The organism is Pseudomonas tructae, from assembly GCF_004214895.1.
GTDB classification, from domain to species: Bacteria; Pseudomonadota; Gammaproteobacteria; order Pseudomonadales; family Pseudomonadaceae; genus Aquipseudomonas; species Aquipseudomonas tructae.
The window spans coordinates 295,819-322,023 of sequence record NZ_CP035952.1 but is presented as its reverse complement, the minus strand read 5'-3'; the positions used below and the strand labels follow the sequence as shown (position 1 = coordinate 322,023).

The 26,205-nt window shown below is 58.3% G+C and carries 18 protein-coding genes and 1 pseudogene; 16 read left to right on the top strand and 3 right to left on the bottom strand.

Translation table 11 applies throughout. From position 1 onward, the window contains the following. The first annotated feature begins 117 nt into the window (after positions 1–117). From atpE to EXN22_RS01470, 12 genes are all read left to right on the top strand, one after another. Complete coding sequence (gene atpE / locus EXN22_RS01525; protein WP_003097235.1) at positions 118–375, top strand: F0F1 ATP synthase subunit C; 258 nt, start codon at positions 118–120, stop codon at positions 373–375. A 57-nt stretch (positions 376–432) separates the two neighbouring features. After that, positions 433–903: a F0F1 ATP synthase subunit B gene (locus EXN22_RS01520; RefSeq protein ID WP_010222733.1), complete on the top strand. Its 471-nt coding sequence runs from the start codon at positions 433–435 to the stop codon at positions 901–903. 12 nt (positions 904–915) lie between these two features. Beyond that, a complete protein-coding gene (locus tag EXN22_RS01515) occupies positions 916–1,452 on the top strand; it encodes a F0F1 ATP synthase subunit delta (protein WP_130262134.1) in 537 nt (178 codons plus the stop codon). Between the two features lie 21 nt (positions 1,453–1,473). After that, on the top strand, positions 1,474–3,018 hold the full coding sequence (gene atpA, locus EXN22_RS01510) for a F0F1 ATP synthase subunit alpha (protein WP_130262133.1): 1,545 nt from the start codon (positions 1,474–1,476) through the stop codon (positions 3,016–3,018). A gap of 50 nt (positions 3,019–3,068) precedes the next feature. Beyond that, entirely contained in the window at positions 3,069–3,929 is an 861-nt protein-coding gene (atpG, locus tag EXN22_RS01505) for a F0F1 ATP synthase subunit gamma (RefSeq protein WP_038997915.1), read from the top strand. A 27-nt stretch (positions 3,930–3,956) separates the two neighbouring features. Further along, entirely contained in the window at positions 3,957–5,333 is a 1,377-nt protein-coding gene (atpD, locus tag EXN22_RS01500) for a F0F1 ATP synthase subunit beta (protein ID WP_130262132.1), read from the top strand. Positions 5,334–5,377: 44 nt separating this feature from the next. After that, the gene (locus tag EXN22_RS01495; protein ID WP_028942548.1) at positions 5,378–5,797 is read left to right on the top strand and encodes a F0F1 ATP synthase subunit epsilon; all 420 of its coding nucleotides are present in this window, start codon (positions 5,378–5,380) and stop codon (positions 5,795–5,797) included. Between the two features lie 123 nt (positions 5,798–5,920). Continuing rightward, entirely contained in the window at positions 5,921–7,288 is a 1,368-nt protein-coding gene (glmU, locus tag EXN22_RS01490) for a bifunctional UDP-N-acetylglucosamine diphosphorylase/glucosamine-1-phosphate N-acetyltransferase GlmU (RefSeq protein ID WP_130262131.1), read from the top strand. Positions 7,289–7,473: 185 nt separating this feature from the next. Beyond that, positions 7,474–8,253 (top strand): DeoR/GlpR family DNA-binding transcription regulator, encoded by a 780-nt coding sequence (locus tag EXN22_RS01485; protein WP_130262130.1) that lies wholly within the window; start codon positions 7,474–7,476, stop codon positions 8,251–8,253. Continuing rightward, positions 8,253–10,088, top strand: a complete 1,836-nt coding sequence (gene glmS / locus EXN22_RS01480; RefSeq protein WP_130262129.1) for a glutamine--fructose-6-phosphate transaminase (isomerizing) — start codon at positions 8,253–8,255, stop codon at positions 10,086–10,088. Before EXN22_RS01485 ends, glmS begins: the two co-directional genes overlap by 1 nt. A 759-nt stretch (positions 10,089–10,847) precedes the next feature. Then, positions 10,848–12,572 (top strand): ShlB/FhaC/HecB family hemolysin secretion/activation protein, encoded by a 1,725-nt coding sequence (locus EXN22_RS01475; RefSeq protein ID WP_130262128.1) that lies wholly within the window; start codon positions 10,848–10,850, stop codon positions 12,570–12,572. Between the two features lie 101 nt (positions 12,573–12,673). Next, positions 12,674–17,410: a hemagglutinin repeat-containing protein gene (locus EXN22_RS01470; RefSeq protein ID WP_130262127.1), complete on the top strand. Its 4,737-nt coding sequence runs from the start codon at positions 12,674–12,676 to the stop codon at positions 17,408–17,410. A gap of 329 nt (positions 17,411–17,739) precedes the next feature. On the opposite strand, the gene EXN22_RS01465 is transcribed toward EXN22_RS01470, so the two are convergent. After that, a complete protein-coding gene (locus EXN22_RS01465; RefSeq protein ID WP_130262126.1) occupies positions 17,740–18,699 on the bottom strand; it encodes a hypothetical protein in 960 nt (319 codons plus the stop codon). A gap of 94 nt (positions 18,700–18,793) precedes the next feature. Here EXN22_RS01465 and EXN22_RS01460 point away from each other — a divergent pair, with 94 nt between their 5' ends. Beyond that, positions 18,794–18,901, top strand: a complete 108-nt coding sequence (locus EXN22_RS01460; protein ID WP_165392176.1) for a GlyGly-CTERM sorting domain-containing protein — start codon at positions 18,794–18,796, stop codon at positions 18,899–18,901. Positions 18,902–19,471: 570 nt separating this feature from the next. On the opposite strand, the pseudogene EXN22_RS01455 reads toward EXN22_RS01460, so the two are convergent. Next, a pseudogene (locus EXN22_RS01455) lies at positions 19,472–20,288 on the bottom strand (IS5 family transposase). A gap of 304 nt (positions 20,289–20,592) precedes the next feature. On the opposite strand from EXN22_RS01455, the gene EXN22_RS01450 reads away from it, so the two are divergent. The 3 genes from EXN22_RS01450 (at position 20,593) to EXN22_RS01440 (ending at position 22,724) form a co-directional block, all read left to right on the top strand. Beyond that, entirely contained in the window at positions 20,593–21,681 is a 1,089-nt protein-coding gene (locus tag EXN22_RS01450; protein WP_130262124.1) for a hypothetical protein, read from the top strand. Positions 21,682–21,690: 9 nt separating this feature from the next. Further along, positions 21,691–22,251, top strand: a complete 561-nt coding sequence (locus tag EXN22_RS01445; RefSeq protein ID WP_130262123.1) for a MarR family transcriptional regulator — start codon at positions 21,691–21,693, stop codon at positions 22,249–22,251. Between the two features lie 140 nt (positions 22,252–22,391). After that, on the top strand, positions 22,392–22,724 hold the full coding sequence (locus EXN22_RS01440) for a YegP family protein (protein WP_130262122.1): 333 nt from the start codon (positions 22,392–22,394) through the stop codon (positions 22,722–22,724). A gap of 357 nt (positions 22,725–23,081) precedes the next feature. Here the strand turns inward: EXN22_RS01440 and EXN22_RS01435 are convergent, their stop codons facing one another. Further along, positions 23,082–26,081: an autotransporter domain-containing protein gene (locus EXN22_RS01435; protein WP_407691952.1), complete on the bottom strand. Its 3,000-nt coding sequence runs from the start codon at positions 26,079–26,081 to the stop codon at positions 23,082–23,084. Between the last annotated feature and the right edge of the window lie 124 nt (positions 26,082–26,205).

Sequence of the window (26,205 nt, the reverse complement as noted above, 5' to 3'; positions counted from 1 at the left end):
CTCGCCAGTACGGGGGAGGGTCGAAAAAGTCCGCAAGGGCCGCTGTACCAAACGATTTTGTTTTACCGCTTCAAACTAAAAAACCTAACCAATACGACGTAAAAGTCGGGAGGAAAGATGGAAACTGTAGTTGGTCTTACCGCTATCGCTGTTGCTCTGCTGATCGGCCTGGGTGCTCTGGGTACCGCCATTGGTTTCGGCCTGCTGGGCGGCAAGTTCCTGGAAGGCGCTGCTCGCCAGCCAGAGATGGTGCCAATGCTGCAAGTTAAAATGTTCATCGTTGCCGGTCTGCTCGACGCCGTAACCATGATCGGTGTTGGTATCGCTCTGTTCTTCACCTTCGCTAATCCTTTCGTTGGTCAAATCGCCGGCTAATCACTCGAATTCTCGAGTGGTTTGGTGTGATGGACAAAGAACGAGCGAGGTGTTGGCGTGAACATTAATGCAACCCTGATTGGTCAGTCCGTTGCGTTCTTCATTTTTGTGCTGTTCTGCATGAAGTTCGTGTGGCCTCCGGTCATCGCGGCATTGCAAGAACGTCAGAAGAAGATCGCGGATGGTCTGGACGCTGCCAACCGAGCAGCTCGCGACCTGGAGTTGGCCCAAGACAAAGCGGGTCAGCAACTGCGCGAAGCGAAAGCTCAGGCAGCCGAAATCATTGAGCAAGCCAAGAAGCGCGGTGCTCAGATCGTCGAGGAAGCCCGTGATCAGGCCCGCGTCGAAGCTGACCGTGTGAAGGCTCAGGCTCAAGCCGAGATCGAACAGGAAATTAACGGTGTCAAAGACGCCCTGCGTGCCCAAGTGGGTCTGCTGGCTGTCGGCGGTGCTGAAAAGATCCTTGGTGCCACAATCGATCAAAACGCGCATGCGGAGCTGGTTAATAAACTGGCCGCTGAAATTTAAGCGAGGGCGATCATGGCAGAACTGACCACGTTGGCCCGACCTTACGCTAAGGCGGCCTTTGAGCACGCCCAGGCCCATCAGCAACTGGCCAATTGGTCAGCCATGCTCGGCCTGGCTGCTGCAGTGTCGGAAGACGACACAGTGCAGCGCCTGCTCAAGGCCCCGCGACTGACGAGCGCAGAAAAGGCCGCCGCGTTTATTGACGTGTGCGGTGACAAGTTCGATGCACAGGCACAGAATTTCATTCATGTTGCCGCGGAAAATGGCCGTCTCCTGCTTTTGCCGGAGATTTCGGCATTGTTCGACCTGTACAAGGCTGAACAAGAGAAATCCGTGGACGTGGAAGTCACCAGTGCTTTTGCGTTGAACCAAGAACAGCAAGACAAACTCGCCAAGGTTCTCAGTGCACGGCTCAGCCGGGAAGTGCGCCTGCATGCGACGGAGGATGCCACCCTTATCGGTGGTGTCGTGATCCGCGCCGGCGACCTGGTAATCGATGGCTCGGTTCGCGGCAAAATCGCGAAACTGGCCGAAGCATTGAAATCTTGAGTTTGAAGGGGCAGCAGAGCAATGCAGCAACTCAATCCTTCCGAAATTAGTGAAATCATCAAGGGTCGCATCGAGAAACTCGACGTGACCTCCCAAGCCCGCAACGAGGGTACTGTCGTCAGCGTTTCTGACGGTATCGTGCGGATTCACGGTCTGGCCGACGTTATGTACGGCGAAATGATCGAGTTTCCAGGTGGCGTGTTCGGTATGGCCCTCAACCTGGAGCAAGACTCCGTTGGTGCGGTAGTACTGGGCGCCTACGACACCCTCGCTGAAGGCATGAGCGCCAAGTGCACCGGCCGCATCCTCGAAGTTCCTGTTGGTAAGGAACTGCTGGGTCGCGTTGTTGACGCACTGGGCAATCCAATCGACGGCAAAGGCCCACTGGGCAACACCGAGACCGATGCGGTCGAGAAAGTTGCTCCGGGCGTGATCTGGCGTAAGTCGGTAGACCAGCCTGTACAGACTGGCTACAAATCTGTCGACGCCATGATCCCGGTCGGCCGTGGTCAGCGTGAGCTGATCATCGGTGACCGTCAGATCGGTAAGACCGCCATGGCCATCGACGCCATCATCAACCAGAAAGACTCCGGTATTTTCTGTGTTTATGTTGCTGTCGGCCAGAAGCGTTCCACCGTTGCCAACATCGTTCGCAAGCTGGAAGAAAACGGCGCCCTGGCCAACACCATCGTGGTGGTTGCCAGTGCTTCGGAATCCGCCGCACTGCAATTCCTGGCGCCATACGCCGGTTGCACCATGGGCGAGTTCTTCCGTGACCGCGGTGAAGACGCGCTGATCGTATACGATGACCTGTCCAAGCAGGCCGTTGCCTACCGTCAGATCTCCCTGCTGCTGCGCCGTCCACCAGGACGTGAAGCGTACCCAGGTGACGTGTTCTATCTCCACTCCCGTCTGCTGGAGCGTGCATCGCGCGTTTCCGAAGAGTACGTCGAGAAGTTCACCAACGGTGCTGTAACTGGCAAGACCGGTTCCCTGACCGCACTGCCGATCATCGAAACCCAGGCTGGCGACGTTTCCGCGTTCGTTCCGACCAACGTGATTTCCATCACCGACGGTCAGATCTTCCTGGAATCGGCCATGTTCAACTCGGGCATCCGCCCTGCAGTGAACGCCGGTGTTTCGGTATCGCGTGTGGGTGGTGCCGCTCAGACCAAGATCATCAAGAAGCTTTCCGGTGGTATCCGTACCGCTCTGGCTCAGTACCGTGAACTGGCGGCATTCGCCCAGTTCGCTTCTGACCTGGACGAAGCCACCCGTAAGCAACTCGAGCACGGTCAACGTGTTACCGAGCTGATGAAGCAGAAGCAATACGCTCCAATGTCCATCGCGGACATGGCGCTGTCGCTGTATGCCGCTGAGCGTGGGTTCCTGACCGACGTTGAAATCACCAAGATCGGCAGCTTCGAGCAAGCGCTGATCGCTTACTTCAACCGTGATCACGCCGAACTGATGGCGAAGATCAACGTGAAGGGTGACTTCAACGACGAAATCGACGCTGGCATCAAAGCCGGTATCGAGAAGTTCAAGGCCACCCAAACCTGGTAAGCCGCAGTGGGGGCTTTGCGGCCCCCGCTTGCTAACCTGATAGGTGTTACATGGCAGGCGCAAAAGAGATTCGCAGTAAGATTGCGAGCATCAAAAGCACGCAAAAAATTACCAGCGCCATGGAAAAAGTGGCGGTCAGTAAAATGCGCAAGGCACAAATGCGCATGGCTGCTAGCCGTCCTTACGCGGAGCGTATCCGCCAGGTTATCGGTCATCTGGCCAACGCCAACCCGGAATACCGCCACCCCTTCATGATCGAACGCGAAGTAAAGCGCGTCGGTTATGTCGTCGTGAGCAGTGACCGTGGTTTGTGCGGTGGCTTGAACACCAACCTGTTCAAGGCCCTGGTCAAGGACATGGCGGTCAACCGCGAGCAAGGTATCGAGATCGATCTTTGCGTGGTTGGCAGCAAGGGTGCGGCGTTTTTCCGCAGCTTCGGCGGTAACGTCGTTGCCGCGATCAGCCACCTGGGCGAAGAGCCGTCGATCAATGATCTGATCGGCAGCGTCAAGGTCATGCTGGACGCTTACCTGGATGGTCGTATCGACCGTCTGTCCGTGGTATCGAACAAGTTCGTCAATACCATGACGCAAGCCCCAACGGTCGAGCAGTTGATTCCGTTGGTTGCAACCCCGGATCAAGAACTCAAGCACCACTGGGACTACCTCTACGAACCTGACGCCAAAGAGCTGCTGGACGGCCTGATGGTGCGTTACGTGGAGTCGCAGGTCTACCAGGCGGTGGTCGAGAACAACGCAGCTGAACAAGCTGCCCGGATGATCGCGATGAAGAACGCCACCGACAACGCCGGTGATTTGATCAGCGAATTGCAGCTGATCTACAACAAGGCGCGTCAGGCTGCGATCACCCAAGAGATCTCGGAAATCGTCGGCGGCGCTGCCGCGGTTTAACGGTTCAAATATTCAGAGGATCCAGCTATGAGTAGCGGACGTATCGTTCAAATCATCGGCGCCGTCATCGACGTGGAATTCCCACGTGACAGCGTTCCGAGTGTTTACAACGCGCTGAAAGTACAAGGCGCGGAAACCACCCTGGAAGTTCAGCAGCAGCTGGGCGACGGCGTGGTTCGTACCATTGCGATGGGCTCGACCGAAGGCTTGAAGCGCGGTCTGGACGTTGCAGACACCGGCGCAGCCATCTCCGTTCCAGTCGGTAAAGCGACCCTGGGCCGGATCATGGACGTACTGGGCAACCCGATCGACGAAGCTGGCCCGATCGGTGAAGAAGAGCGCTGGGGTATCCACCGCGACGCACCTTCGTTCGCTGACCAGGCAGGCGGCAACGACCTGCTGGAAACCGGCATCAAGGTTATCGACCTGGTTTGCCCGTTCGCCAAGGGTGGTAAAGTTGGTCTGTTCGGTGGTGCCGGTGTAGGCAAAACCGTAAACATGATGGAACTGATCCGTAACATCGCCATCGAGCACAGCGGTTATTCCGTGTTCGCCGGTGTGGGTGAGCGTACTCGTGAGGGTAACGACTTCTACCACGAGATGAAGGATTCCAACGTACTGGACAAGGTTGCTCTGGTATACGGCCAGATGAACGAGCCACCAGGAAACCGTCTGCGCGTAGCGCTGACCGGCCTGACCATGGCTGAGAAGTTCCGTGACGAAGGTAACGACGTTCTGCTGTTCGTCGACAACATCTATCGTTACACCCTGGCCGGTACCGAAGTATCCGCACTGCTGGGCCGTATGCCTTCGGCAGTAGGTTACCAGCCGACCCTGGCTGAAGAGATGGGCGTTCTGCAAGAGCGTATCACTTCGACCAAGGAAGGTTCGATCACCTCGATCCAGGCCGTATACGTACCTGCGGACGACCTGACCGACCCGTCGCCAGCGACCACCTTCGCCCACTTGGACGCCACCGTCGTACTGTCCCGTGACATCGCTTCCCTGGGTATCTACCCAGCGGTCGATCCACTGGACTCGACTTCGCGTCAGCTGGACCCGAACGTGATCGGCAACGAGCACTACGACACCGCGCGTGGCGTTCAGTACGTACTGCAGCGCTACAAAGAGCTGAAGGACATCATTGCTATTCTGGGTATGGACGAACTGTCCGAAACCGACAAGCAGCTGGTATCCCGCGCTCGTAAGATTCAGCGCTTCCTGTCCCAGCCGTTCTTCGTGGCCGAAGTCTTCACCGGTTCTCCAGGCAAATACGTTTCCCTGAAAGACACCATTGCAGGCTTCAGCGGCATCCTCAAAGGTGACTACGACCACCTGCCAGAACAAGCGTTCTACATGGTCGGCAGCATCGAAGAAGCCGTCGAGAAAGCCAAGAAACTGTAATCCCGGCGCCCCGCAAGGGGCGCTAATCAGGTTGAGGCAAGCAGATGGCTATGACAGTCCATTGCGATATCGTCAGCGCGGAAGGAGAAATCTTCTCCGGTCTGGTCGAGATGGTGGTTGCGCACGGTAACCTGGGTGATCTTGGTATCGCTCCAGGCCACGCGCCGCTGATCACTAATCTGAAGCCAGGTCCGATCACGCTGACCAAGCAGGGTGGTGCCCAAGAGGTGTTCTACATCTCTGGTGGTTTCCTCGAGGTCCAGCCGAACATGGTCAAGGTGCTTGCCGATACCGTGCAACGTGCTGCTGACCTGGACGAAGCTCAGGCTCAGGATGCCCTCAAGGCTGCTGAGAACGCCCTGAACGAAAAAGGTGCGGAGTTCGATTACGGCGCCGCCGCCGCACGTCTGGCCGAGGCCGCAGCCCAACTGCGTACCGTCCAGCAAATGCGCAAAGGCAAGTAATCTGGCACTCGCCGGACACTGCTGTTGCGATTGAGTTAAAGGGTAGCCTCGGCTACCCTTTTTCTTTTTCCGAATTTCTTCTTTTGGTCACAGCGCTGACCGTCCAGGATTGGTAGCCAGTCAATGTCTCTCGATATCGTTATTCTCGCCGCCGGCCAAGGTACCCGCATGCGCTCGGCGCTGCCCAAGGTACTGCACCCGGTCGCCGGCGACTCCATGCTCGGTCATGTTATCCACAGCGCTCGCGAGCTTCAGCCACTGGGCATCCATGTGGTGATCGGGCACGGTGCAGAGCTGGTACGTGAGCGACTGGCCGCCGATGACCTGAACTTTGTTCTGCAGGACAAGCAACTGGGTACCGGCCATGCCGTAGCCCAGGCCCTGCCGGCGCTGAGCGCTGAAACCGTGCTTATCCTCTACGGCGACGTGCCACTGATCGAAGTCGATACCCTCAAGCGTTTGCTCGCCAAGGTCACGCCACAGCAGCTTGGCCTGCTGACCGTGACCCTGGATGACCCGACCGGCTACGGCCGCATCGTTCGCGATGGCCAGGGCCAGGTGGCGGCGATCGTCGAGCACAAGGATGCCAGCGACGCACAGAAAGCCATCCAGGAAGGCAACACCGGCATTCTCGCTGTCCCGGGCGCACGCCTGGCAGACTGGCTGGGCCGCCTGTCGAACAACAATGCCCAGGGTGAGTACTACCTCACCGACGTCATCGCCATGGCCGTGGCCGATGGCCTGGTGGTCGCCACCGAACAGCCGCTGGACCCGATGGAAGTGCAGGGCGCCAACGATCGTCGTCAGCTGGCTGAGCTTGAGCGTCACTATCAACTGCGTGAAGGCCGTCGCCTGATGGCCCAGGGTGTGACCTTGCGAGACCCGGCGCGCTTCGACGTGCGTGGTGACGTAACCGTTGGTCGCGACGTGCTGATCGATATCAACGTGATTCTCGAAGGACGCGTGGTGATCGAAGACGACGTGGTCATCGGCCCGAACTGCGTGATCAAGAACAGCACTTTGCGCAAAGGCGTGGTGGTCAAGGCCAACAGCCACCTGGAAGGCGCGATCATGGGCGAAGGCAGCGATGCCGGCCCGTTTGCCCGCCTGCGTCCAGGCAGTGTGCTCGAGGCCCGCGCCCATGTGGGTAACTTTGTCGAGCTCAAGAACGCCCATCTGGGGGAAGGCGCCAAGGCCGGTCACCTGACCTACCTGGGCGATGCCGAGGTAGGCGCGCGTACCAACATCGGCGCTGGCACCATCACCTGCAACTACGACGGCGCCAACAAGTTCAAGACAGTACTGGGGGCAGATGTGTTCATCGGCTCGAACAACTCTCTGGTCGCGCCTGTGGATATTTTGGATGGCGCCACCACTGCAGCGGGTTCGACCATCACCCAGAATGTTGAAGCAGCGCAGTTGGCGGTCGGTCGGGCACGTCAGCGCAACATCGATGGCTGGAAGCGGCCGGAGAAAATCAAGAAGAGCTAAGTTACCCACAGCTGAACAGAAAGGCCGACTGGATTGTGCATAAGTCGGCCTTTTTCGTTGTGTGGATAAACCACTCTTGTGGGAAAGTTATTCACAGAAAGTTTTCTTCCGCTCGACCTTGACGGATAGACCGCTATAGGTTTTGATTGGCGTCATTATCTTTCGAAACGAAACTTAACAACGTCATGTCGAAACGTAACACTCCCCAACGACGCCATAACATCCTGGCTTTGCTCAATGAGCAGGGTGAGGTGAGCGTCGATGCCCTGGCCAAGCGTTTCGAAACGTCGGAAGTCACCATTCGCAAAGACCTGGCTGCCCTCGAAACCAATGGCCTGCTGTTGCGCCGCTATGGTGGTGCGGTGACCCTGCCGCAGGAACTCTTTACCGACCAGGGTCAGCCGGTTTCCCTGTACAAGCAGGCAATCGCCAAAGCCGCCGTAGGTCGCATCCGCGAACACGCACGGATCATCATCGACAGTGGCAGCACTACTGCCGCGATGATCCCGCAGCTTGGCCACCAACCGGGCTTGGTAGTCATGACCAACTCCTTGAATGTGGCCCGCGCCCTCAGCGAGCTGGAGCACGAACCGGTGCTGTTGATGACCGGTGGCACCTGGGACCCGCATTCGGAGTCGTTCCAGGGCCAGGTGGCCGAGCAGGTACTACGCTCATACGACTTCGACCAACTGTTCATTGGCGCCGATGGCATCGACCTGGCGCGCGGTACTACCACGTTCAACGAACTGCTGGGCCTGAGCCGGGTGATGGCTGAAGTCGCCCGCGAAGTGATCGTCATGGTCGAGTCCGACAAGGTCGGGCGCAAGATCCCCAACCTTGAACTGCCTTGGGGCAGCGTCAACACCCTTATTACTGATGAACGCCTGCCCGCTGAGGCACGCGAACAAATTGAAGCCCGCGGCATCAACGTGATTTGCGCCGCTATCACCCAGGAGCATAACTAATGTGTGGAATCGTTGGTGCCGTCGCCGAACGTAACATCACAACCATTCTGATCGAGGGCCTCAAGCGCCTCGAGTACCGCGGCTATGACAGCGCAGGTTTGGCCGTCTTCACCCAACAGGGCAATCTTGAACGCCGCCGCCGCATCGGCAAGGTCAGCGAACTGGAAGCTGCGGTTGGCGCTGAACCGCTGGCAGGCAACCTGGGTATCGCCCACACCCGTTGGGCCACCCATGGTGCGCCAACCGAACATAACGCCCACCCGCATTTCTCCGGTCACGAACTGGCGGTGGTGCACAACGGCATCATCGAGAACCACGAAGAACTACGTGAAAAGCTCAAGGGCCTGGGTTACGTCTTCAGCTCCGAGACCGATACCGAGGTCATCGTTCACTTGCTGGCTCACACCCTCAAGTCCGTGCCTGACCTGGCTGATGCGCTCAAGGCCACGGTCAAGCAACTGCATGGTGCCTATGGTTTGGCCGTGATCAGCGCCAAGCAGCCTGACCGCTTGCTGGCCGCCCGCAGTGGCAGCCCGCTGGTGATCGGCCTGGGCCACGGCGAGAACTTCCTGGCCTCCGACCAGTTGGCGCTGCGCCAGGTCACCGACCGTTTCATGTACCTGGAAGAGGGCGACATCGCCGAAATCCGCCGCGACCAGGTCACTATCTGGGATGTATCCGGTGCTGCGGTCCAGCGTGAAACCGTGCAGTACCACGAAGGTGCCGAGGCTGCTGACAAAGGCGCTTACCGCCACTTCATGCTCAAGGAAATCCACGAGCAGCCAACCGTGGTGCAACGTACCCTGGAAGGCCGTCTGGGCAAGGACCACGTCATGGTCCAGGCCTTCGGTCCGCAAGCTGCCGAGCTGTTTGCCAAGGTACGTAACGTGCAGATCGTTGCCTGCGGCACCAGCTACCACGCCGGTATGGTTGCCCGTTACTGGCTGGAAAGCCTGGCCGGTATTCCTTGCCAGGTCGAAGTCGCCAGCGAGTTCCGCTACCGCAAGGTGGTGGTGCAGCCCGACACCCTGTTCGTCTCGATCTCCCAGTCCGGTGAAACCGCCGACACCCTGGCCGCCCTGCGCAACGCCAAGGAACTGGGCTTCCTCGGTAGCCTGGCGATCTGCAACGTCGGCATCAGCTCGCTGGTGCGCGAGTCTGACCTGACCCTGCTGACCCAGGCCGGCCCGGAAATCGGCGTCGCCTCGACCAAGGCCTTCACCACCCAGCTGGTATCGCTGATGCTGCTGACCCTGTCCCTGGGTCAGGTGCGTGGCACCTTGGCCGCTGGAGTCGAGGCCGAGCTGGTCGAAGAACTACGTCGCCTGCCAACCCGCCTGGGCGAAGCCCTGGCCATGGACGCCATCGTCGAGAAAACTGCCGAGCTGTTCGCCGACAAGCACCACACCCTGTTCCTGGGGCGTGGCGCGCAGTTCCCGGTCGCGATGGAAGGTGCTCTGAAGCTCAAAGAGATCTCCTACATCCACGCTGAAGCCTACCCAGCCGGTGAGCTCAAGCACGGCCCGCTGGCCCTGGTCGACAGCGACATGCCAGTGGTCACCGTGGCGCCGAACAACGAACTGCTGGAGAAGCTCAAGTCCAACCTGCAGGAAGTGCGCGCCCGCGGCGGCGAGTTGATCGTCTTTGCTGACGAGCAAGCCGGCATGAGCAATGGCGAAGGCACCCACGTGATCGCCGTGCCGCACATCATCGATGCCCTGGCACCGATCCTCTACACCATTCCACTGCAGTTGCTGTCGTACTACGTCGCCGTGCTCAAGGGCACCGACGTCGACCAGCCGCGTAACCTGGCGAAATCGGTGACTGTCGAGTAACGGTTGTTTCGGTAAAGCGCAGTTGATCTTGAAGATTAAAAACTGCCGCTAAAGATTAAAGACTGTCGCAGAGGGAGGGAGCCGCGCCTAGCTCCTTACCTCGAGACGGTCTTCCTTCCTCCTGTTGCCTCTAACGCAACCTGCTTCGGCGCTCCTCAATGCCATTGCCAATACGGCCTGATGAATCGCTCGCGTCTTACGTGCGGCGTAACCTTCATCTCAACTAGCACATTAACGTTCCGCCAATCTTTGAGCTGCTTGCGACTCGTCACGTACTGAAAACTAGTGAGGTGAAAAGAATCGCAGAAGCCATGGATTGGCCAGGCTGCTACGGCTTCAATCGGCTCATTCACAGCCACACAATGATGGCATTGACCGAAACGACCTAGGGAGGTCGCTGTGTTACACTCCTTGGGGTTATTGCATTCGTAGTGGTTACAACACATCTAGGCTCTACGTAAGAATCAAAATTTCCCCTCAAGTTTTTGCTCTATCAAAACTCATTGGTTAACTAATTTTAACCTTCGCTTTAACGTTTACTCCTCGACGCGTCCAGTGAGTTTGCCACCCCCAAATGATATGGGTTGCTACTGCACTAAGTCAGAAGTTTGCATTCCGTAAATTTAAGCCCAATGACTCGATACTATACCGGTGACTCTCAACACTCATAGAACGGCACTAACGCCGTAATCACTAGTCGATCCCGCCTTTCGTAGATCATCTGTACACAGTGAGTTCTCTTAACCATAAGGATGCCAAGTGCACCATTCATTACGCACTGAACACCCCTTTTCCTCCGGCGTCCGTACTTTATGCCTCGGGTCATTACTGGGCCTGTTGCAAATTGCGCCAGCGCATGCCGACGGCTTCCTTTCCGGCCAAGAGACCCTACGTTTGCAACAACAGCAACAACGAGACGTGCAGCAGTTGCAACTGGAGCAGCGCCAGCGGCAGATTCAGCGTGGCAGCTTCAGCAGCACCCCGGCCACGCCCATCCTGCCGGAACAGACCGCCAGCGACAGCCGCTGCTGGCCCCTGAGCGGCACCCGCATCGGTGGCGTCAGTCTGTTCGCCAAGACCCGGCTCAATGACTACATCAAGCCGTACGTGGCACCGTGCATGGGGGTCAATCAGATCAACCAACTGCTGGCAGCCATCACCCGTCTCTATGTCGAGGCCGGCTACATCGCCAGCCGCCCCTACCTGGCCAGCACCCCGGCTGCCGGCCACAGCCTGGATATCCTGGTGGAAGAAGGCTACGTCGAAGCCATCGAACTGGCCGACCAGAGCCTGCCAGTCTCCTTGGGCGGGGCTTTCCCGGGCATGCTCGGCAAGCCCCTGAACCTGCGAGACCTGGAGCAGGGCCTGGATCAACTGAACCGCCTGCGCTCCCTGGACATGACCGCCGACATCGCCCCAGGCAGCCAGCCCGGTGCCTCGCGGATCATCCTGCGTTCGCGCAGCAGCGGCGGGCGCTGGGGCCTCGGGCTGGGAGTGGATAACCTCGGCAGCGCCGGCACCGGCCGCGACCGGCAGTCGATCAACCTCAATCTGGACAGCCCGTTGCACATCAACGACGCGCTGAACCTGAACTACAGCGATACCCTCAACCACGGCCCGCGCTACAGCCGCAGCAGTAGCCTGTTCTACTCGGTGCCCTACGGTTACTGGACCTACAGCCTGTTCGCCAGCCACGCCGAATACCGCGCCCCGCTCAAGCTGGCCCGCACCACCCTGTACAACAGTGGCCGCACCGACATGGTCAGCGGCCGCGCCGACCGGGTGCTGTGGCGCGACCAGAGCCACCAGCTCAGCGCCAACCTGCAACTGGCCTACAAGGACGTCGACAGCTACCTGCAAAAAGCCCACCTGCAGATCCAGAGCCCGACCCTGACCGTGGCCGAGGCCGGGCTCAACCTGTTCTGGCTCAACAGCGCGGTATGGAACCTGGATGTCAATTACGCCCAGGGCCTGACCTGGTTCGGTGCCGACCGTGATTCGCAGCAGGTGCAGCGCAACCTGCCCCAGGCGCAATTTCGCAAGTACCGCGCGGGTCTGAGCCAGTGGCGCAATGGCCAGTGGGGCGCACAGCGCTGGCAGTGGCAGAGCCAGTTGTCCCTGCAATACAGCCCGGACCCGTTGCCGGCTATCGAGCAGCTGTTGGGCACCGACGATTCGGCGGTCCGCGGCTACCGCGTAAACAGTGCCTCCGGCGCCATCGGCGGGGTCTGGCGCAACACCCTGCGCCTGCCCCTGAACAGCGACCTGCCGGTCAAGATCACCCCACGCCTGGGCCTGGACAACGGTTGGATCAAGGCCGAGCACGGCGCCCAGAGCCGCTATCTCGACGGTGCCAGCCTGGGCCTCAACCTGGCGTGGAAAAAACTCCAGGTCGACCTGGATTACCAACGCAGCCTCACCACCCCGCAGGGCTTTCGCACGGAGCCGGAAGTCTGGCTGGCCAGGTTCAGCTTGCAAATTTAAACCACCACTGATTAGCCTGAAACCAAGGACGAACCTGAGCGCCATTAAGTTCTGCACCCGATAGAGCAATGCCAGGCTTAACCACTCAGAACGAGATTCACATGTCTGACAACACTTATAGATTCAACCTTTCACCCCAGGGCACATTACGCTGGACCATCGCCAGCCTGCTGCTAGCGTCCCATCTGCCTCTGGCCGTGGCCGACGGCATCACCGTGGTCGAAGGCCCCGGTGGCATCCCGATCCTGCAAAACCAGGGCGGCGTACCCATCGTCAACATTGTCGCGCCTAATACCGGTGGCCTGTCCCACAACCAGTTCCTCGACTACAACGTCGGGCACCAAGGCGTGGTCTTGAACAACGCCCTGCAGGCCGGGCAGTCGCAATTGGCCGGCCAACTGGCGGCCAACCAGCAATTCCAGGGCCAGGCAGCCAGCGTGATTCTCAACGAAGTAATCAGCCGCAACGCCTCACAACTCAATGGCGCCCAGGAAATCTTCGGCCGCGCCGCCGATTCCGTGCTGGCCAACCCCAACGGCATCTCGGTCAATGGCGGCAGCTTCATCAACACCCCCAACGCCAGCCTGGTGGTCGGTCGCCCGGAACTCCAGGACGGCAAACTGCAGGGTCTCAACACTCAGGACGCCCGGGGCCAGTTGGATATCCACGGAGGCGGTCTGCGCAATGCCGAAGGCTCGGTCAACCTGATCGCACCACGCATCGACAGCAAGGGCGAGCTCACGGCTCTCGACCAGTTGAATGTGAGCGTCGGCCGTAACCAGCTGGACTACCCCACTGGCAAGGTCCTGAGTGTTGATCCGAGCCGCCTCACCCAGGAGCAACGCATTGACGCCAGTCTGTTCGGCGCCATGCAGGCTGGGCGGATCAATATCGTCAGCACCGCTGAAGGCGCCGGGGTGCGCGTCGGCGCCGTCCAGGTGGACGGCCGCGACGGAGTCAAGCTGAGCTCCGCCGGTGATCTGGACATCCGCGGCGAGGCCGTGGCCAACAGCCTCGACGCCACGCGCGCCGGAGTCCGCAGCCAGGGCGATATCGAACTCCACGGCGCCAAGGACCTGACCCTGGCCGCCACCGACGTCAGCGGCCACAACGTCAAGCTTGATGCCGGGCGCAACCTGACCCTGAGCGCTATCGAAAGCCGCAAGCTCCAGGAAAAACGCCAGCAGTGGGACAACAGCACCATCGGCATCACCTGGGAAACCTACGACCGTACCGAGTCCGACAGCGACAGCCGCCAACACGGCACCAACGTAGTAGCCCAAAACGACGCCGTACTGAACTCCGGCGCCGAGATTGAAATCCAGGGCAGCAACGTCAAAGCACATAACCGCCTGAGCGCCGACAGCAAGGGCGACTTGAGCCTGACCGCGGCCACCGAAACCCGCACCCAGAGCGACCAAGGCAAGCATCGCAAGCACCTGTGGAAAGAAAACTGGGACAGCGCCAGCAGTGAGCAACGCACTGTCGTCAGCCAGCTCGAGGGCGACAAGCAGTTGGATCTGACCAGCAAGCAGAAACTGCAACTGCAGGGCGCTGAACTGCATAGCCAGGGTGACATCACACTTGTCGCCCAGGATGTGGACATCAACAGCGCCAGCCGCCAGCTGAGCCAGAACAACCAGCGCTACTCCGGCGACCTGGTGGGCGGTGGCTTTTTCGGCAAGAACGCCGACGGCGACCAGGGCAAAACCCAGAACCAGGGCAGCAAGGTCAATGCCGACGGCAAGCTGATCGTGCGCGCCGCCAGCGTGCGCATCAGCGGCAGCCAGGCACGGGGCGGTACCGAGGCCAGCGTCATCAGCGAACAGGGCTCACTGACCATCGATGGCTTGCAGGACACCTCCCACAGCAACAGCAACAGCAATGACAGTAAGTTCTTCGGCATCGCCAAAGACGAAAGCCATCAGCAGCACAAGGACACGACTACCGTCAGCAGCCAACTGCGCTCGGATAGCAACCTCACACTGAAGAGTGCAGAGGACCTGAACGTTAGCGGCTCCCAGGTCACCGCGCAGGGCGATCTAAAGGCAAGCGCCAAGGGCACTGTCAAGGTCGTGGCTGGCGAAAACACCCAGCACAACAGCACCAGCACACAAGTCCGCGGCTTAGAGACCTACGCCAAGGAAAACGCAGCGGATACCGACCAGTACCGAGCCGGCGTTCACTACCAGGATAAGCAGCAAAACCAGAGCACCACCCGTACTCAGCAACAGGCCTCCAGCCTCACCGGCGGCACCCTGACGGTCAAGGCAGACGAGGATCTGCGTATTGAAAGCAGCGCCCTAATGGCTACGGCCGGCGCAGCTAACCTGAGCGGGAAAAATGTCCAACTGCTGGCTTCGGACGACAAACAAGAGAAACACAGCGACACCGCTACCACTGGCGGCGGTTTCTATTACACAGGCGGCATCGAGCGTGCTGGCAACGGTATCGAAGTTGCCCACAACAAGACTCAGGACGACAGCAGCAAAAGCACTGCACAAACCAGCAATATTGAGGCAAAGGGCAACCTGACCATCAACGCCGACAACCGCCTTAGCACTGAAGGTGCAAAAGTTAAGGCCCAAGGCACACTGCTGGTCAACGCCACCGAAATCGACAACAAAGCCGCCCGCAACAGCGAAACCAGCGACCACAAGAAGAACAACTGGAGTGTGGATGTCGGCGCCAACGTTGAATATACAGGGCTCGCCAAGCCTGTAGCGAAAGCCATTCAAGACATAGCCCAGGGCAATTTCGATGAACTCAGCTCATTCGATGGTCTGGAGCAACCCAACGCGGGTCTCGATATCGACATCGGTCACCAGAACCGTCAACTCAACGAAAGTAGCAACACAGCAGTAGTCAGCCAACTCAGCGGCAGCCAGGTAGACGTTAATGCAACTGGCCAGATGAGCGATCAAGGCACCCAGTACCAAGCAACAGATGGTGCTCTGAAGATCAGTGCGCGTAGCCTGCAAGCCAGCGCGACCAGCAATACCCAGCACAGCAGCGAGCAGAGCGTGGACGCCACCGTCGGTGTGCGGGTTTATACCAACACCCTCAACGACGTGAGTATCCGCGGCAGCGGTGCTGGCGGCAGTAGTAACGTAACCAGCAGCACCGAAACAGCCCAAGTGGGCAGCTATGCCGGCAGCCAGGGGGTCAACATTGATCTCAAAGGCGACGGGCGCTTCGAAGGCAGCCAGTTCGACGGGAAACTGGGTGGCGTAAGCATCAAGACCGGCGGTGAACTGGCACTGGAGCAAGCCAACGACCGTAAGAGTAGCAGTGAGTCCAGCTTGACTGGGAACGCCTCATTGAGTTTGGGCCTCAAGCCGGGCGCCAACGAAAAGGACTTCAATCTGGGCGCCAGCCTGCAATTGGACCACAAGGCCAACAATCAACAGGACACTCAGGCGCGGATCGCTAGCATCCAGGGCCAAGGACCGGTCGAGCTCACCAGTATCAGTAATCTGACATTACAAGGTACCCAGATCGGCAATGCCGAACACCCCACCGGCGATATCAGTCTGAATGCCGGTGGCAAGCTTGACCTGCAGGCCGCTGTCGATACTCACAGTAGCAATGCCAGCAACCTGGGTGGTGGCTTCACGGCTGGTGGCGGTAAAACCAGCGGCGAAGAGAGCAGTAGCAAAAACGTCAACTTCAGCGCCAATTTCAACATTGGCCAGGGCGCAGAAAATGACCAGACCCAACACGGCTCAAAGCTGTACAGCAACGGTCAAGTTCTGCTGAAGAGCAACGCGAAAGGCGACAATGCGATTCACCTTCAAGGCACGCAGATTGAGGCGCCTGAGGTAACGCTGACAGCCACTCAAGGAGGCATCTACCAAGAGTCAGCGCAGTCCACACAGTCACACTCCAACTGGGGCGTAGACCTAGGTGGCGGTATCAAACTCGGCAAAACCACCATGGCCGATGCACTCGCACATGACTCGCCGAAGGTCGACCTTGGAACCAACGCCTCTGCCAAAGTCGATGCCGACTTCACTCAAGGCGTCACTCAGCATAACAGCGTAATCAAGGCCAATGAGCTCACCCTTAATAGCGCCGGCGACGTCCATCTGGCGGGTGCACGCATCGATGCACAACAGGTCAACGCAGACATCAATGGCAATCTGAATGTCCTGAGCCGTCAAGACAATCTGAACAGCACCCAGGTCAATTTCGACGCCAAACTGGAGGTGGAGAAAAATCAGCCTGGGCTGGTGAACAAGATAACCGGCGCGACAGGTCCTCTTGAGGACACCTTGCAAGCCAAGGCAGAGGACGCTTTCCAGTCAAATCGCGAGAAGCTGGAAAACGCAGTCGACACGGGCGTCGACAAACTCGGCTCGGTCAGCGAGAACACCACCACCGGCAGCAAGGTGGCCAACACCGCTGAAGAGGTGCTGTTCGGCGACAAGAGCGGCACCACCTCCTATACCCCCAGCTTGAACCTGAACGTCAGCCACGAGAGCAAGAACCGCGTGGAACAGGCCTCAGGGATCAACGCTCAGCAGGGAATCAATCTGCAGGTCGGCGGCGAAACCCAGCTCACCGGTGCCCGCATCGGTTCCAGCGAGGGTCGCGTCGAATTGGGCGGTTCCAAGGTAACGAGCACGGCTCTGGCCGGTTCGGACTATCGCGCGAATGTCGGGCTCAACCTGTCCACGTCGCGGCTCACCCAGATTACGGGCAGCATCAAGGAACTGACCCGCAACCAGGACGAAGCCACCCAAAAGGACCAGTTGTTCAACGTTGGCCCGCTGCGTTTGGGCGGCCACAGTGACAGCCAGTTGCAGCAAGCCGGAATCGACCAGAAAATACTATGAGGCACGGGCCGCCCTCCTGTTCGGGGGCGGCCTTAATTGACCTGTGCAATCCGTTTTGCCGACTTTGTGGCTGCGAAATGAAATTCATCCTTTGGTGGTCCGACCATATCTGCGCGGGTCCAGGCGGTGGGCTCAATTGCAGCTATCTGCCTCGCTGAAACGTTGCTGACCCAAGCTCCCACCTTATGAACCATTACCAGTGCTGGATTTTCACCGATCAGTGTTGGATCAGCGTGCCATCGGCCACTGGGTCAATTCGACGTCAGCGCCAACCCCAACCCCATTGTACTAAGGGAGTCGCCCCGGGATGCATTTCGACCCATCGGCTCTCAATCGGTAGGGCCTTGAGAGAGCAGTGCCTCTTTCCTCTCAAGCCATCGTTGCATCGGGTCTTTCTGTTTTCCATTTGAAAAAAATCTATCAATATCTGCCAGCCGTGTGTTCAGGACAAGTTGATACTCTGATGCGCCGCGATTTCGGTCGGTGGTTAATTGCTGAAGATAATTTTCACTGCTTATAATGTAATTTCCATTGCCGATGAACTCAGGAGTTACTGCAGAAATAGAGTCAATGCTGCAAGCCAGCTGAATGCGGCCATGGTGGTTAGCCTCGTTCCAGTTGAAGCGCGGAGAAAATTGAAGCCCAGTCATAAGCTTAATGAGATTCGCAGCAGCAACGTGCTGATCATTCGACCAGTCTGCCTTACTGCCTCCTGTTGCATACCAGCAAAACTCCTTCACGACTGTCCCATCAAGCGGGTTCTTGAGTGCGCGGAAGGCACGTTGATTGGAGGACAGAGGGTCCGCCTCACTCGACTGCGGATGAATCAGATCATCAACGAAAACTCTGCATCCTTTGCCCGCTTTTTCAAGACCTACGGCCCGGGTGACTGCTCCTCCCAAAATGAACTGACCAATTGTGCGATTGATCTTGGTGGGCTCCACAATCTCTCCGTATGAGATCCCACCTCTGGATAACAATCCGCTGCTGACTGATTTCCACATAAATTCGCGGGCTGCCTCCAGTACTGCATCCACATTCTCTGACCAAATGTAGGCGCAGTCCGATAGCTGAGCGATTTTGACCTCCTTATGGGAACTGCTGATCGCGGCCAGGCAGGACCTGAACGAAGACAGAAGCTGCCCACAGAAAAGATTTGCAGACGGAGGGGGAGAGTGATTCATTCCCCAAGCGCTGAAATCATTTTCAGTCAAGGCGACCTGATTCTGCGTGAGTGCGCCGACGCCCAACATATCCACGAAAAAAACTGCGCCTTGATATTGGTTCATACCGTCCTCTGAGTTCTGCCATGCAATGCGCCGCTAGGTAACCGGCCACCAAAGAGCCGGGGAATCAGAGCAAAACGCAATGATGGATGACCTGATGTTTCTCAAAGCTGCCGGCTGGTTGACCTTGGCGTTTGTGGCGTTCATGGCCTGGCGTCGGCGCAAGAAGGCCGCGCCGGACTGGTCGCCGGGTGGCGACTACTAAAGTGCAGCCCAGCGAGCGCCGTTCCCGGTAACTTCCCAAAAGAAAGGACCCCCACCCATGAGCCGCAACTACCACCGCAACAACCTCAAGACTGAAGGAGCCAAAGTTTCCCTACCCGATGATAGTGGCTGCCAGGAAGATTGCCGGGGCTGAGCCCAATGCCATCCTGCACAGCCTATCGTACCTGGGCGAAATGACGGCCAAGGAATTCAGCCGGATACCGCGCGTGTGGGCTAAGGCGACTGCGCACAACGGGCCCTATGTTCAATTGGGGCCACACCGAAATCCGCTTTGGCGGGTTTTTTGTGGTCCGCGGTTTACCGCAGGAATAGTTCTACTGGCGGCAAGGGGCTGCGAAAGACTTATTGGCGCTTTTGGTCGTCGCAGGTGTGTCAGAATTCGCTCAGGACAAAAGAAGCCCGTATGACCCGTTGAGCGTAACGATATCGCGTGGTCCAGGCGCACTGGCCCTGGGCAATCCGATAATATGGCTCGCGTGGTGTTTCGTGCTGGGGAGACTTGAGCCAGGTTTGCTGCGATTGAGTGTTCGCTCCGTGCTGATCCATCGACTTAGGCACTGTACGAAAAGTAATGTCGTAAGCACCGCCGCCAGCAAGCGAGTGTGACCATCGCAGCAAAGCTTTTCGCCAGCTTGCAGTAACGAGTTCCCAATCGGCGGTGCTCCTTTAGTCATCCAAATAGCCGTTCGATGGCGTTCCGCTGTCGATACTTGGGTTTGTCAATCAACCTCGGCAAGCCCGGTTTGGGTTTGCGTTTCATGTCTCTCAGCGGAATCACCGGTTGCATCCGGTAGCGGTCGCAATACTGCCGCAAGGACTCTGCGTCATAACCCTTGTCCGCCAGGAGCCAGCGACAGCGCTTGCGTGGCCGGCCTCGACCAGAAGGTATGTGGACACCATCCAGCAGCGACTGGGCATTTGAAATATCGCTTGCTTGGCCGCCTGAAAGCGTGAAGTGAAGCGGTATGCCTCGGGCGTCACTGACCATGTGAATTTTCGTCGTCAGCCCACCCCGACTTCGTCCAAGTGCGTGGTCCGTCGATTCTTCAGCCCCCTTTTTTGCCTGCTCCAGAAGACGCACGTGTGGCCCTCACAGCTGTTGAGTCGATGCACCAGGTGTTCAGGTCGATCAGGCCTTGGGCATTGGTGCCTTGATTTCGCCAGTCTCGAAATCGTTGATAAACCGTCGACCATGACCCGAATCGATCAGGCATGTCCCGCCATGTTGCACCGGAGCACAGCACCCACAACACGCCGTTGAGCATCAAACGGTCGTCGACTCTTGGGCGTCCGGTACGTCGATGTGTGGTGAAGAGGTCTGCGACTATTTCCCATTCCGCGTCGGAAAACTCGTATCGCTTGGACATAGCAAAGTCCTTCGCCTAAAAGGCAAGAACTCTACGAAAAATCAGGCCGCGATATTTCAAAGGTTTTCATACAGAACCTAGATTTATGATGTCACGTTGGGGTGTCATACTCTAGGCGCCAATAATTTGGCTTATTTGTTTTCCACATAGATTGAAATGTGCAGTTTGACGGGCAGTTACAGATGAGTAGCGCTTTAATACTGCTTGCTTTCCTTGTGGCATCATCTTGATGGTACAATACGCTCCTTGAGAAGGCTCAGCCCACTCACAGCATAAACTTCTAAAAGTGTGGATCACTTGAAGCATGCAGAAAGGAATCGAAAAGGTACTCAAGCAGAGTCCTGGGTTTAAAGCCAAAGAAATTGCTAAAGAGTTGGGCTTGAACAAAGCTGGGTTAAACTCAGCTCTGCATGCGTCTGATGTGTTTGTTCAGGATAGCGAATATCGTTGGTATCGTGCTTGCGATGTTCGATTGAGAATTTCTCCGACTGCAATTTGGATTAATGGTAATCATGTCGAATCTGCATTGACTCGATTTCGACGAGATTACAATCCGGACTGTAAAAAAATTCTGATCGAAATAGGAGAGGAAAACAGTATTCTTCTAGATGGTGCTGCCAAGGTCTTGGCTATAGCCAATCAGGAAGTTCATGCTGGAAACTCCGTTGAAATTAAATTTGGTTCTCCGGATATGCACTCCTATTTGGCGCGCGCGCAGTTCTTCGATCGCCTGCACGCCGAAGTTCTAGTAACCCCGCCAAGGCCAGAGAAAAAAGTGATTGCTGGAGGCAGCAGTAAACTTGTTGAGTTTCATGAGATTGGTGGTCCTTTCGATAGCAACGTCGCGTCAAAGATTAAAGCTAGCCTTGAACAAAATGCGTCTGATCAAGCGCTGAATGTAGATGCGGTTCAGTATGCGATCAGTGAGCTCGTTTCCAATGTCCAAGAGCACTCACAGACGCCGAACCCAGGCTTTGCGGGCCTTCAATGCTACGGTGGAACCAAGCCCCACATTATGATGGTGGTTTCGGATAACGGCTTAGGCATCTGTGGCACGTTGCAACCCATCCTTGCCCGCAAATACCCCCACTTGGCAGATGAGTTCGATGCTGCCAACCCTGACGCAGCACCCAAGCTGATTATCAAGGCGTTCACCGAGGGCGGCCTGAGCCAAATGGAGGATGATGGCAGAGGAACTGGCTTGAGGACCAGCGGGCGGCAAGCTGCTACCTTGGATGCTAAGATGCTGATCAGACAAGATAATTTCGAGGTAACTCTCAGATATAAAGATGGTGCATTGAAGGACTGCAGCACGAGATTGCACTTGTCTCGTTTGTCGGGCACTCACGTTATGTTTAGCTTTTACTTGACAAAGACTACAGCTTCTGATTAAACTCCAAAAATGAACCAGAATGCCATCACCTTGAAATTGATTGACTTCACGGACGAAGAAGTTAACCCATATGGGACAACCTTGGGGAAACTTGCGTTCTCGAAGTTCATTTCTCACTTGGACACTGTCCAAAAAATTAGCGTCGTAGCTATTTCTTTTGGTAATGTATCTGCAGATTCTTCTTATCTCCGTGAAGCAGTCATTTCAGTTATAAAGCACTATAGAAATGAAAAATTTTTCTATGTAACTGATTTAAAAAATGCGGACGTCCGGGATAACTGTCATTACGCTGCTGAAGCGAAAAAGCAGCCTGTCATTGCCTGGGAGGGTGATGAGTACTGGATTCTAGGCCCTCAGCCCAGCCCCTCGAATTTGTCTCTGCTTGAGCTCGTCCTCAAGAAGCGCTCGGTTACCACGGCTTGGGTCGCGACTGAGCTCGACATCAGCGTCCAGAATGCGAGCACAAAGCTGAAGCGCTTGGTCGAAGAGGGGTACATCATGCGTCGCGAGGAAGCTGCGGAATCGGGCGGTATCGAGTACGTGTACGCAGCAATCTGCTTATCTGATTAAACAGCTTTACATAACCAGATTTTGTGGGTTATGCTCATCTCCGAGCTAACCCCTTCTTTTTTTAAGATCTGGTTAAACAGATTAATTTAATCAGATTTGTTAGCTCATCTCCCTGATAATTTTCGCGAAGGAGCGAAAAAATGAGCGAACGTTACGAAATCTTCCTTGGTACCAACCGCCAGTACTACTTCCGCCTGAAGGCTCCTAACAACGAGGTGATTCTGCAGAGCGAGGGGTACGTCGCAAAAGCGGGCGCGCAAAATGGCGTGGAGTCCGCTAAGCAGCACTCGCCGTACGAGCGGTTCTACGTCCGCCAGGTCTCGCAGCGCAACCTGCCTTACTTCGTGCTCCGGGCAGCCAACAACCAAGTGATCGGTGTGAGCGAGGAGTATTCGAGCAATCAAGCCAGGGACAACGGCATTGCCGCCGTCCAGAAGTACGGCCCGTCTGCTCCAGTCTACGATTTGACCTGATCGGTTGCTCAATTGAAAACGCCGGGCTTGCCCGGCTTTTTTTGCTCTTCAAGAGCACGTAGCCAACTGCCGTAGCGCCAGTTCGGGTCAGCCCGTTTCTATTCCTGGGTGACTTTCTGATCCCCCGCTTTTCGAGGCGTGGGACATTTTTTAATCCTGAGCATCACCCCTGTACCATCTATTAATTACGGAGATGGGTGAGACAGTTTTTATTCCGTACGATCAGCAGATGGTTTTAGAGAATTAAAACTGTCGCAGGAGCCGGTGAGGTCTGTCCTACCGCCTCCTGCGATACCCCTTGGCCCATGTCAGGTCCGCAGGGCTTCTGCAATACTTTGCATATCCGTTGCCGGGGCCTTAGAACGCCCAATCCAGGGTCAGACCGACCCCGTGGCTCTTGTCGCGACTCCCCAACAGTCCGTTGTAGTCCAGGTTGACCCGGGCCTGGCGACCCAGGGCGATCCCCGCCCGTGCACCCACAACCGCCGCATCACGATCCAGGGACAGCGCCTGGACGTTGTAGGTGTCGCCCTGGCCAGCGAAGGCCAGGTGCTGGTCGGCCCCGGTGGAGCTCAGGTTGTGCTGCCAGCCGAGGGTGGCGGAAAGTTCCACCGCCTGGCCGCTGGACAATTGCAGTTGCTTGCCGGCGCGCATGCCCAGGGTCGAGAGCCAGGCATCGCGGTTATCCTGCCCACCCTTGAGCGCAGCAGCGCCGCCATGTTCCTTGAAGCTGTCACTGGCGATATGCACATAGGCCAGGTTGGCGAATGGCTCCAGTGCCATGCTCGGCAGTGCGACCTTCCATGCAGCCTCGCCGAACACCTGGGTGCTTTGGGCATCGCGCTTGCTCTTCTGGCGATCGCTGACCTCGTTGTATTGCAGCTCGCGCTTGGTCTCGATCCGGTGCCAGCTGTGGCTGCCCCCCAGGCTCAGGCGCATCTGCTCCAGCTCCTTGCCGGCATAGGCACCCAGGTGGTAGCTGTCGACACTGGCCGAGGAGTGACGACCATCGCCCATGCTCAGCGAACTGTCGCTGTAGCCGGTGAAGACCCCGACGCGGGTGTCCTCGCTCATCTGCCCGTCGATCCCCAGCAACATGCCACCAATGGAGCTGCTATAGCGTGCCCGGCCGGAGTCACCCTCAGCCTTGCCCCAGGCCCCCAGGGCCTTGACCCACAGGCCGTTGCCCTGACCTTCCACGGCCGCAGTGGCGGCGATACCTTGCTGGCGGGTGCGCTCACCCACGGCGTCGCGCAATTGGCGGCTGTCGTTGATCAACAGGTTGCCCACCGCCGGGTGGATTTCCCCGGACAGTTGATCGAAAGCCTGCTGGGCGCTGCCAGCATCGGCCGACCACAGCAGGCTCTCGTAGACCGGGTTGCCCGCGCCGAGCAGATCGGCGGCTGCGGCCACCGAACGCTGGTTGGTGGTCAAGCCGACACTGGCGAAGGAGGTGGCGTTACGCTGCACCGCCAGCCGCACCCCGCTGCCGGTATAGGCCAAGCCACCCCCGAGGAACAGTGAGTTGGACTGCACATCGGCGAAGCCGCCCTGCACGCCGCCTGCAGCATCCAGGATGTCGAACTGACGCCCCACCAGGCTCGTTGCCTGTTGGGACTGCAGTGAAACCCCGGGGTTCTGCAGATCCAGGGCCAGGTTTGCACCGCCCAGGGAAACCTTGCCATCGCTGACCAGGCGATCGCTGCCAGTGGTATCCACCTCCACGGCATAGGTCGAGCCCGGCTGGAAGGTCACGTCGGAACTCACGTGCAAGGTGCCGATGGAGTTGCCTGGCGCCACCACGCCGCCGGCGTTGGCCACCAGCGCGCCGATCCGGCCGTTGCCGCCCAGCACGCCGCCGGCATTGACCGTCACCGCCGATTGCAGCGAACCATCGACCGCCAGCCGTCCCTGGTTGACCAGGGTCGGGCCGGAGTAGCTGTTGTTACCGCTGAGCACCAAGGTGCCGATGCCCTGCTTGGTCAGGCCGCCATGGCCAGAGATATCGTTGCTCCACAGGTCCAGCATGCAGCTCAGGTCGTTGCAGCGCCGCTGGGTCGGCTTGCCGGCATCCACCAGGCTACCGAGACCCGGCAGATCGACCACGAACTGGCTCGGGCCGTAGCCACCGGCGATGCGGAATTCCTCGGGAATGTCCTGTTCGGTGACCAGCATGCCCGGCCCCCGGATACCCTTGTCCAGGTTGATCATACCCCAGCCATACAAGGCATCGATGCCGGGTGCGCCGACGTCGGTGGCGGTGGTGCGCAGCACGCTGGCGATCTGTGCGCCGCTCATGTAGGGGAAGCGCTCCATCAGCACCGCCGCCGCACCGGCGGCATGCGGCGCGGCCATGGACGTACCGTTCTTGTTGGCGTAACCCTGGGTCAGGTCCGCCAGGCTGGTGCCGCCAATCACCGCGCTGTAGATCCGCGTGCCGGGTGCCGATACGCAGAAGCTTGCGGTATAGCCGCAGCGCGAAGAGAAGGTGCTGATCAGGTACGGGTTGGCGCTGCTGGTGTCGGGGTTCTGCTGCAACGCCGCCACGGTCAGCCAGTTGGGGGCGATCTCCGGGACGAAATAGCCCAGCCCGGCAATCGCATCGGGGTTGTTCAGGTTGTAGTCGTTGCCGGCGGCGAAGATCGTCAGGACCCCACTGCGGGCGGCGGCGATGGCACCGTCATAGGCACCACCGGGCAAGGTGCCCAGCAGCGGCTGGATCTGTGCGAACTGTGCCCGGGCATCGTCCACGGTGAAATGCGCGAAGTCCGGGTTGCGACCGCCCTTGGCGAAGCGATCGGTGATGCCGATGCCCCAGCTGTTGTTGATGATCCGCGCGCCGCTGGTCACCAGGCTGTCCCAGCCGGCCTTGTACACGGCGCCATCGTTGCCCAGGACGATGCCATCCTCGGGGCCGGGGTCGCCATTATCGGCGCTGATGATCTGCGCAGCGAAGGCCACGCCATGCATCTGCACGCCGTCACGGTTGCCGGCGGCGATCCCGCCGACGTGGGTGCCATGGGAGCCGAGCTTGCCGTCCGAGCCCACCGACGGGCTTCCGTCATAGCGGAAAGCATCGCCGGCTTTCACCGGGATGTAGGGGTCGGTGTACTGGCGGATGCCGCTGGTGACCAGGGTCACGATCTTGTCCTTGCCGGCGAACTCGGGGTGCGGGGCGTACACCGGCTGGTCGAAGATCCCAAGCTTGACCCCCTTGCCGCTGTAGCCTGCGGCATAGGCGCTGTCGGCGTGGATCGCCCCCAGCCCCCAATCGGCCTTGAATTCACTGCTGCGCCAGCTGCTGGCGTCGCCCAGCCGGCCACTCTCTACGTAGGGCGCGGCCTGGGCCGTGCCCATCAACGCCGCCCAGCCCACCAATGCCCGACCCAGTGTGGCCAGGGACCATCCCTGCCCGAGCGCGCTGTCATCCATTCTGACTTGCTTCACTACGACCTTCCTTAGTTGCATTGATAAAAAACTG

Excerpts from the sequence above, each read along its gene's own strand:
- atpG (WP_038997915.1), top strand. The coding sequence starts at position 3,069 with ATGGCAGGCGCAAAAGAGATTCGCAGTAAGATTGCGAGCATCAAAAGC.
- atpD (WP_130262132.1), top strand. The coding sequence starts at position 3,957 with ATGAGTAGCGGACGTATCGTTCAAATCATCGGCGCCGTCATCGACGTG.
- EXN22_RS01485 (WP_130262130.1), top strand. The coding sequence starts at position 7,474 with ATGTCGAAACGTAACACTCCCCAACGACGCCATAACATCCTGGCTTTG.
- EXN22_RS01515 (WP_130262134.1), top strand. The coding sequence starts at position 916 with ATGGCAGAACTGACCACGTTGGCCCGACCTTACGCTAAGGCGGCCTTT.
- EXN22_RS01460 (WP_165392176.1), top strand. The coding sequence starts at position 18,794 with ATGTTTCTCAAAGCTGCCGGCTGGTTGACCTTGGCGTTTGTGGCGTTC.
- EXN22_RS01440 (WP_130262122.1), top strand. The coding sequence starts at position 22,392 with ATGAGCGAACGTTACGAAATCTTCCTTGGTACCAACCGCCAGTACTAC.
- atpA (WP_130262133.1), top strand. The coding sequence starts at position 1,474 with ATGCAGCAACTCAATCCTTCCGAAATTAGTGAAATCATCAAGGGTCGC.
- EXN22_RS01465 (WP_130262126.1), bottom strand. The coding sequence starts at position 18,699 with ATGAACCAATATCAAGGCGCAGTTTTTTTCGTGGATATGTTGGGCGTC.
- EXN22_RS01450 (WP_130262124.1), top strand. The coding sequence starts at position 20,593 with ATGCAGAAAGGAATCGAAAAGGTACTCAAGCAGAGTCCTGGGTTTAAA.
- glmU (WP_130262131.1), top strand. The coding sequence starts at position 5,921 with ATGTCTCTCGATATCGTTATTCTCGCCGCCGGCCAAGGTACCCGCATG.
- EXN22_RS01470 (WP_130262127.1), top strand. The coding sequence starts at position 12,674 with ATGTCTGACAACACTTATAGATTCAACCTTTCACCCCAGGGCACATTA.
- EXN22_RS01495 (WP_028942548.1), top strand. The coding sequence starts at position 5,378 with ATGGCTATGACAGTCCATTGCGATATCGTCAGCGCGGAAGGAGAAATC.
- glmS (WP_130262129.1), top strand. The coding sequence starts at position 8,253 with ATGTGTGGAATCGTTGGTGCCGTCGCCGAACGTAACATCACAACCATT.
- atpE (WP_003097235.1), top strand. The coding sequence starts at position 118 with ATGGAAACTGTAGTTGGTCTTACCGCTATCGCTGTTGCTCTGCTGATC.
- EXN22_RS01435 (WP_407691952.1), bottom strand. The coding sequence starts at position 26,081 with ATGGGCACGGCCCAGGCCGCGCCCTACGTAGAGAGTGGCCGGCTGGGC.
- EXN22_RS01445 (WP_130262123.1), top strand. The coding sequence starts at position 21,691 with ATGAACCAGAATGCCATCACCTTGAAATTGATTGACTTCACGGACGAA.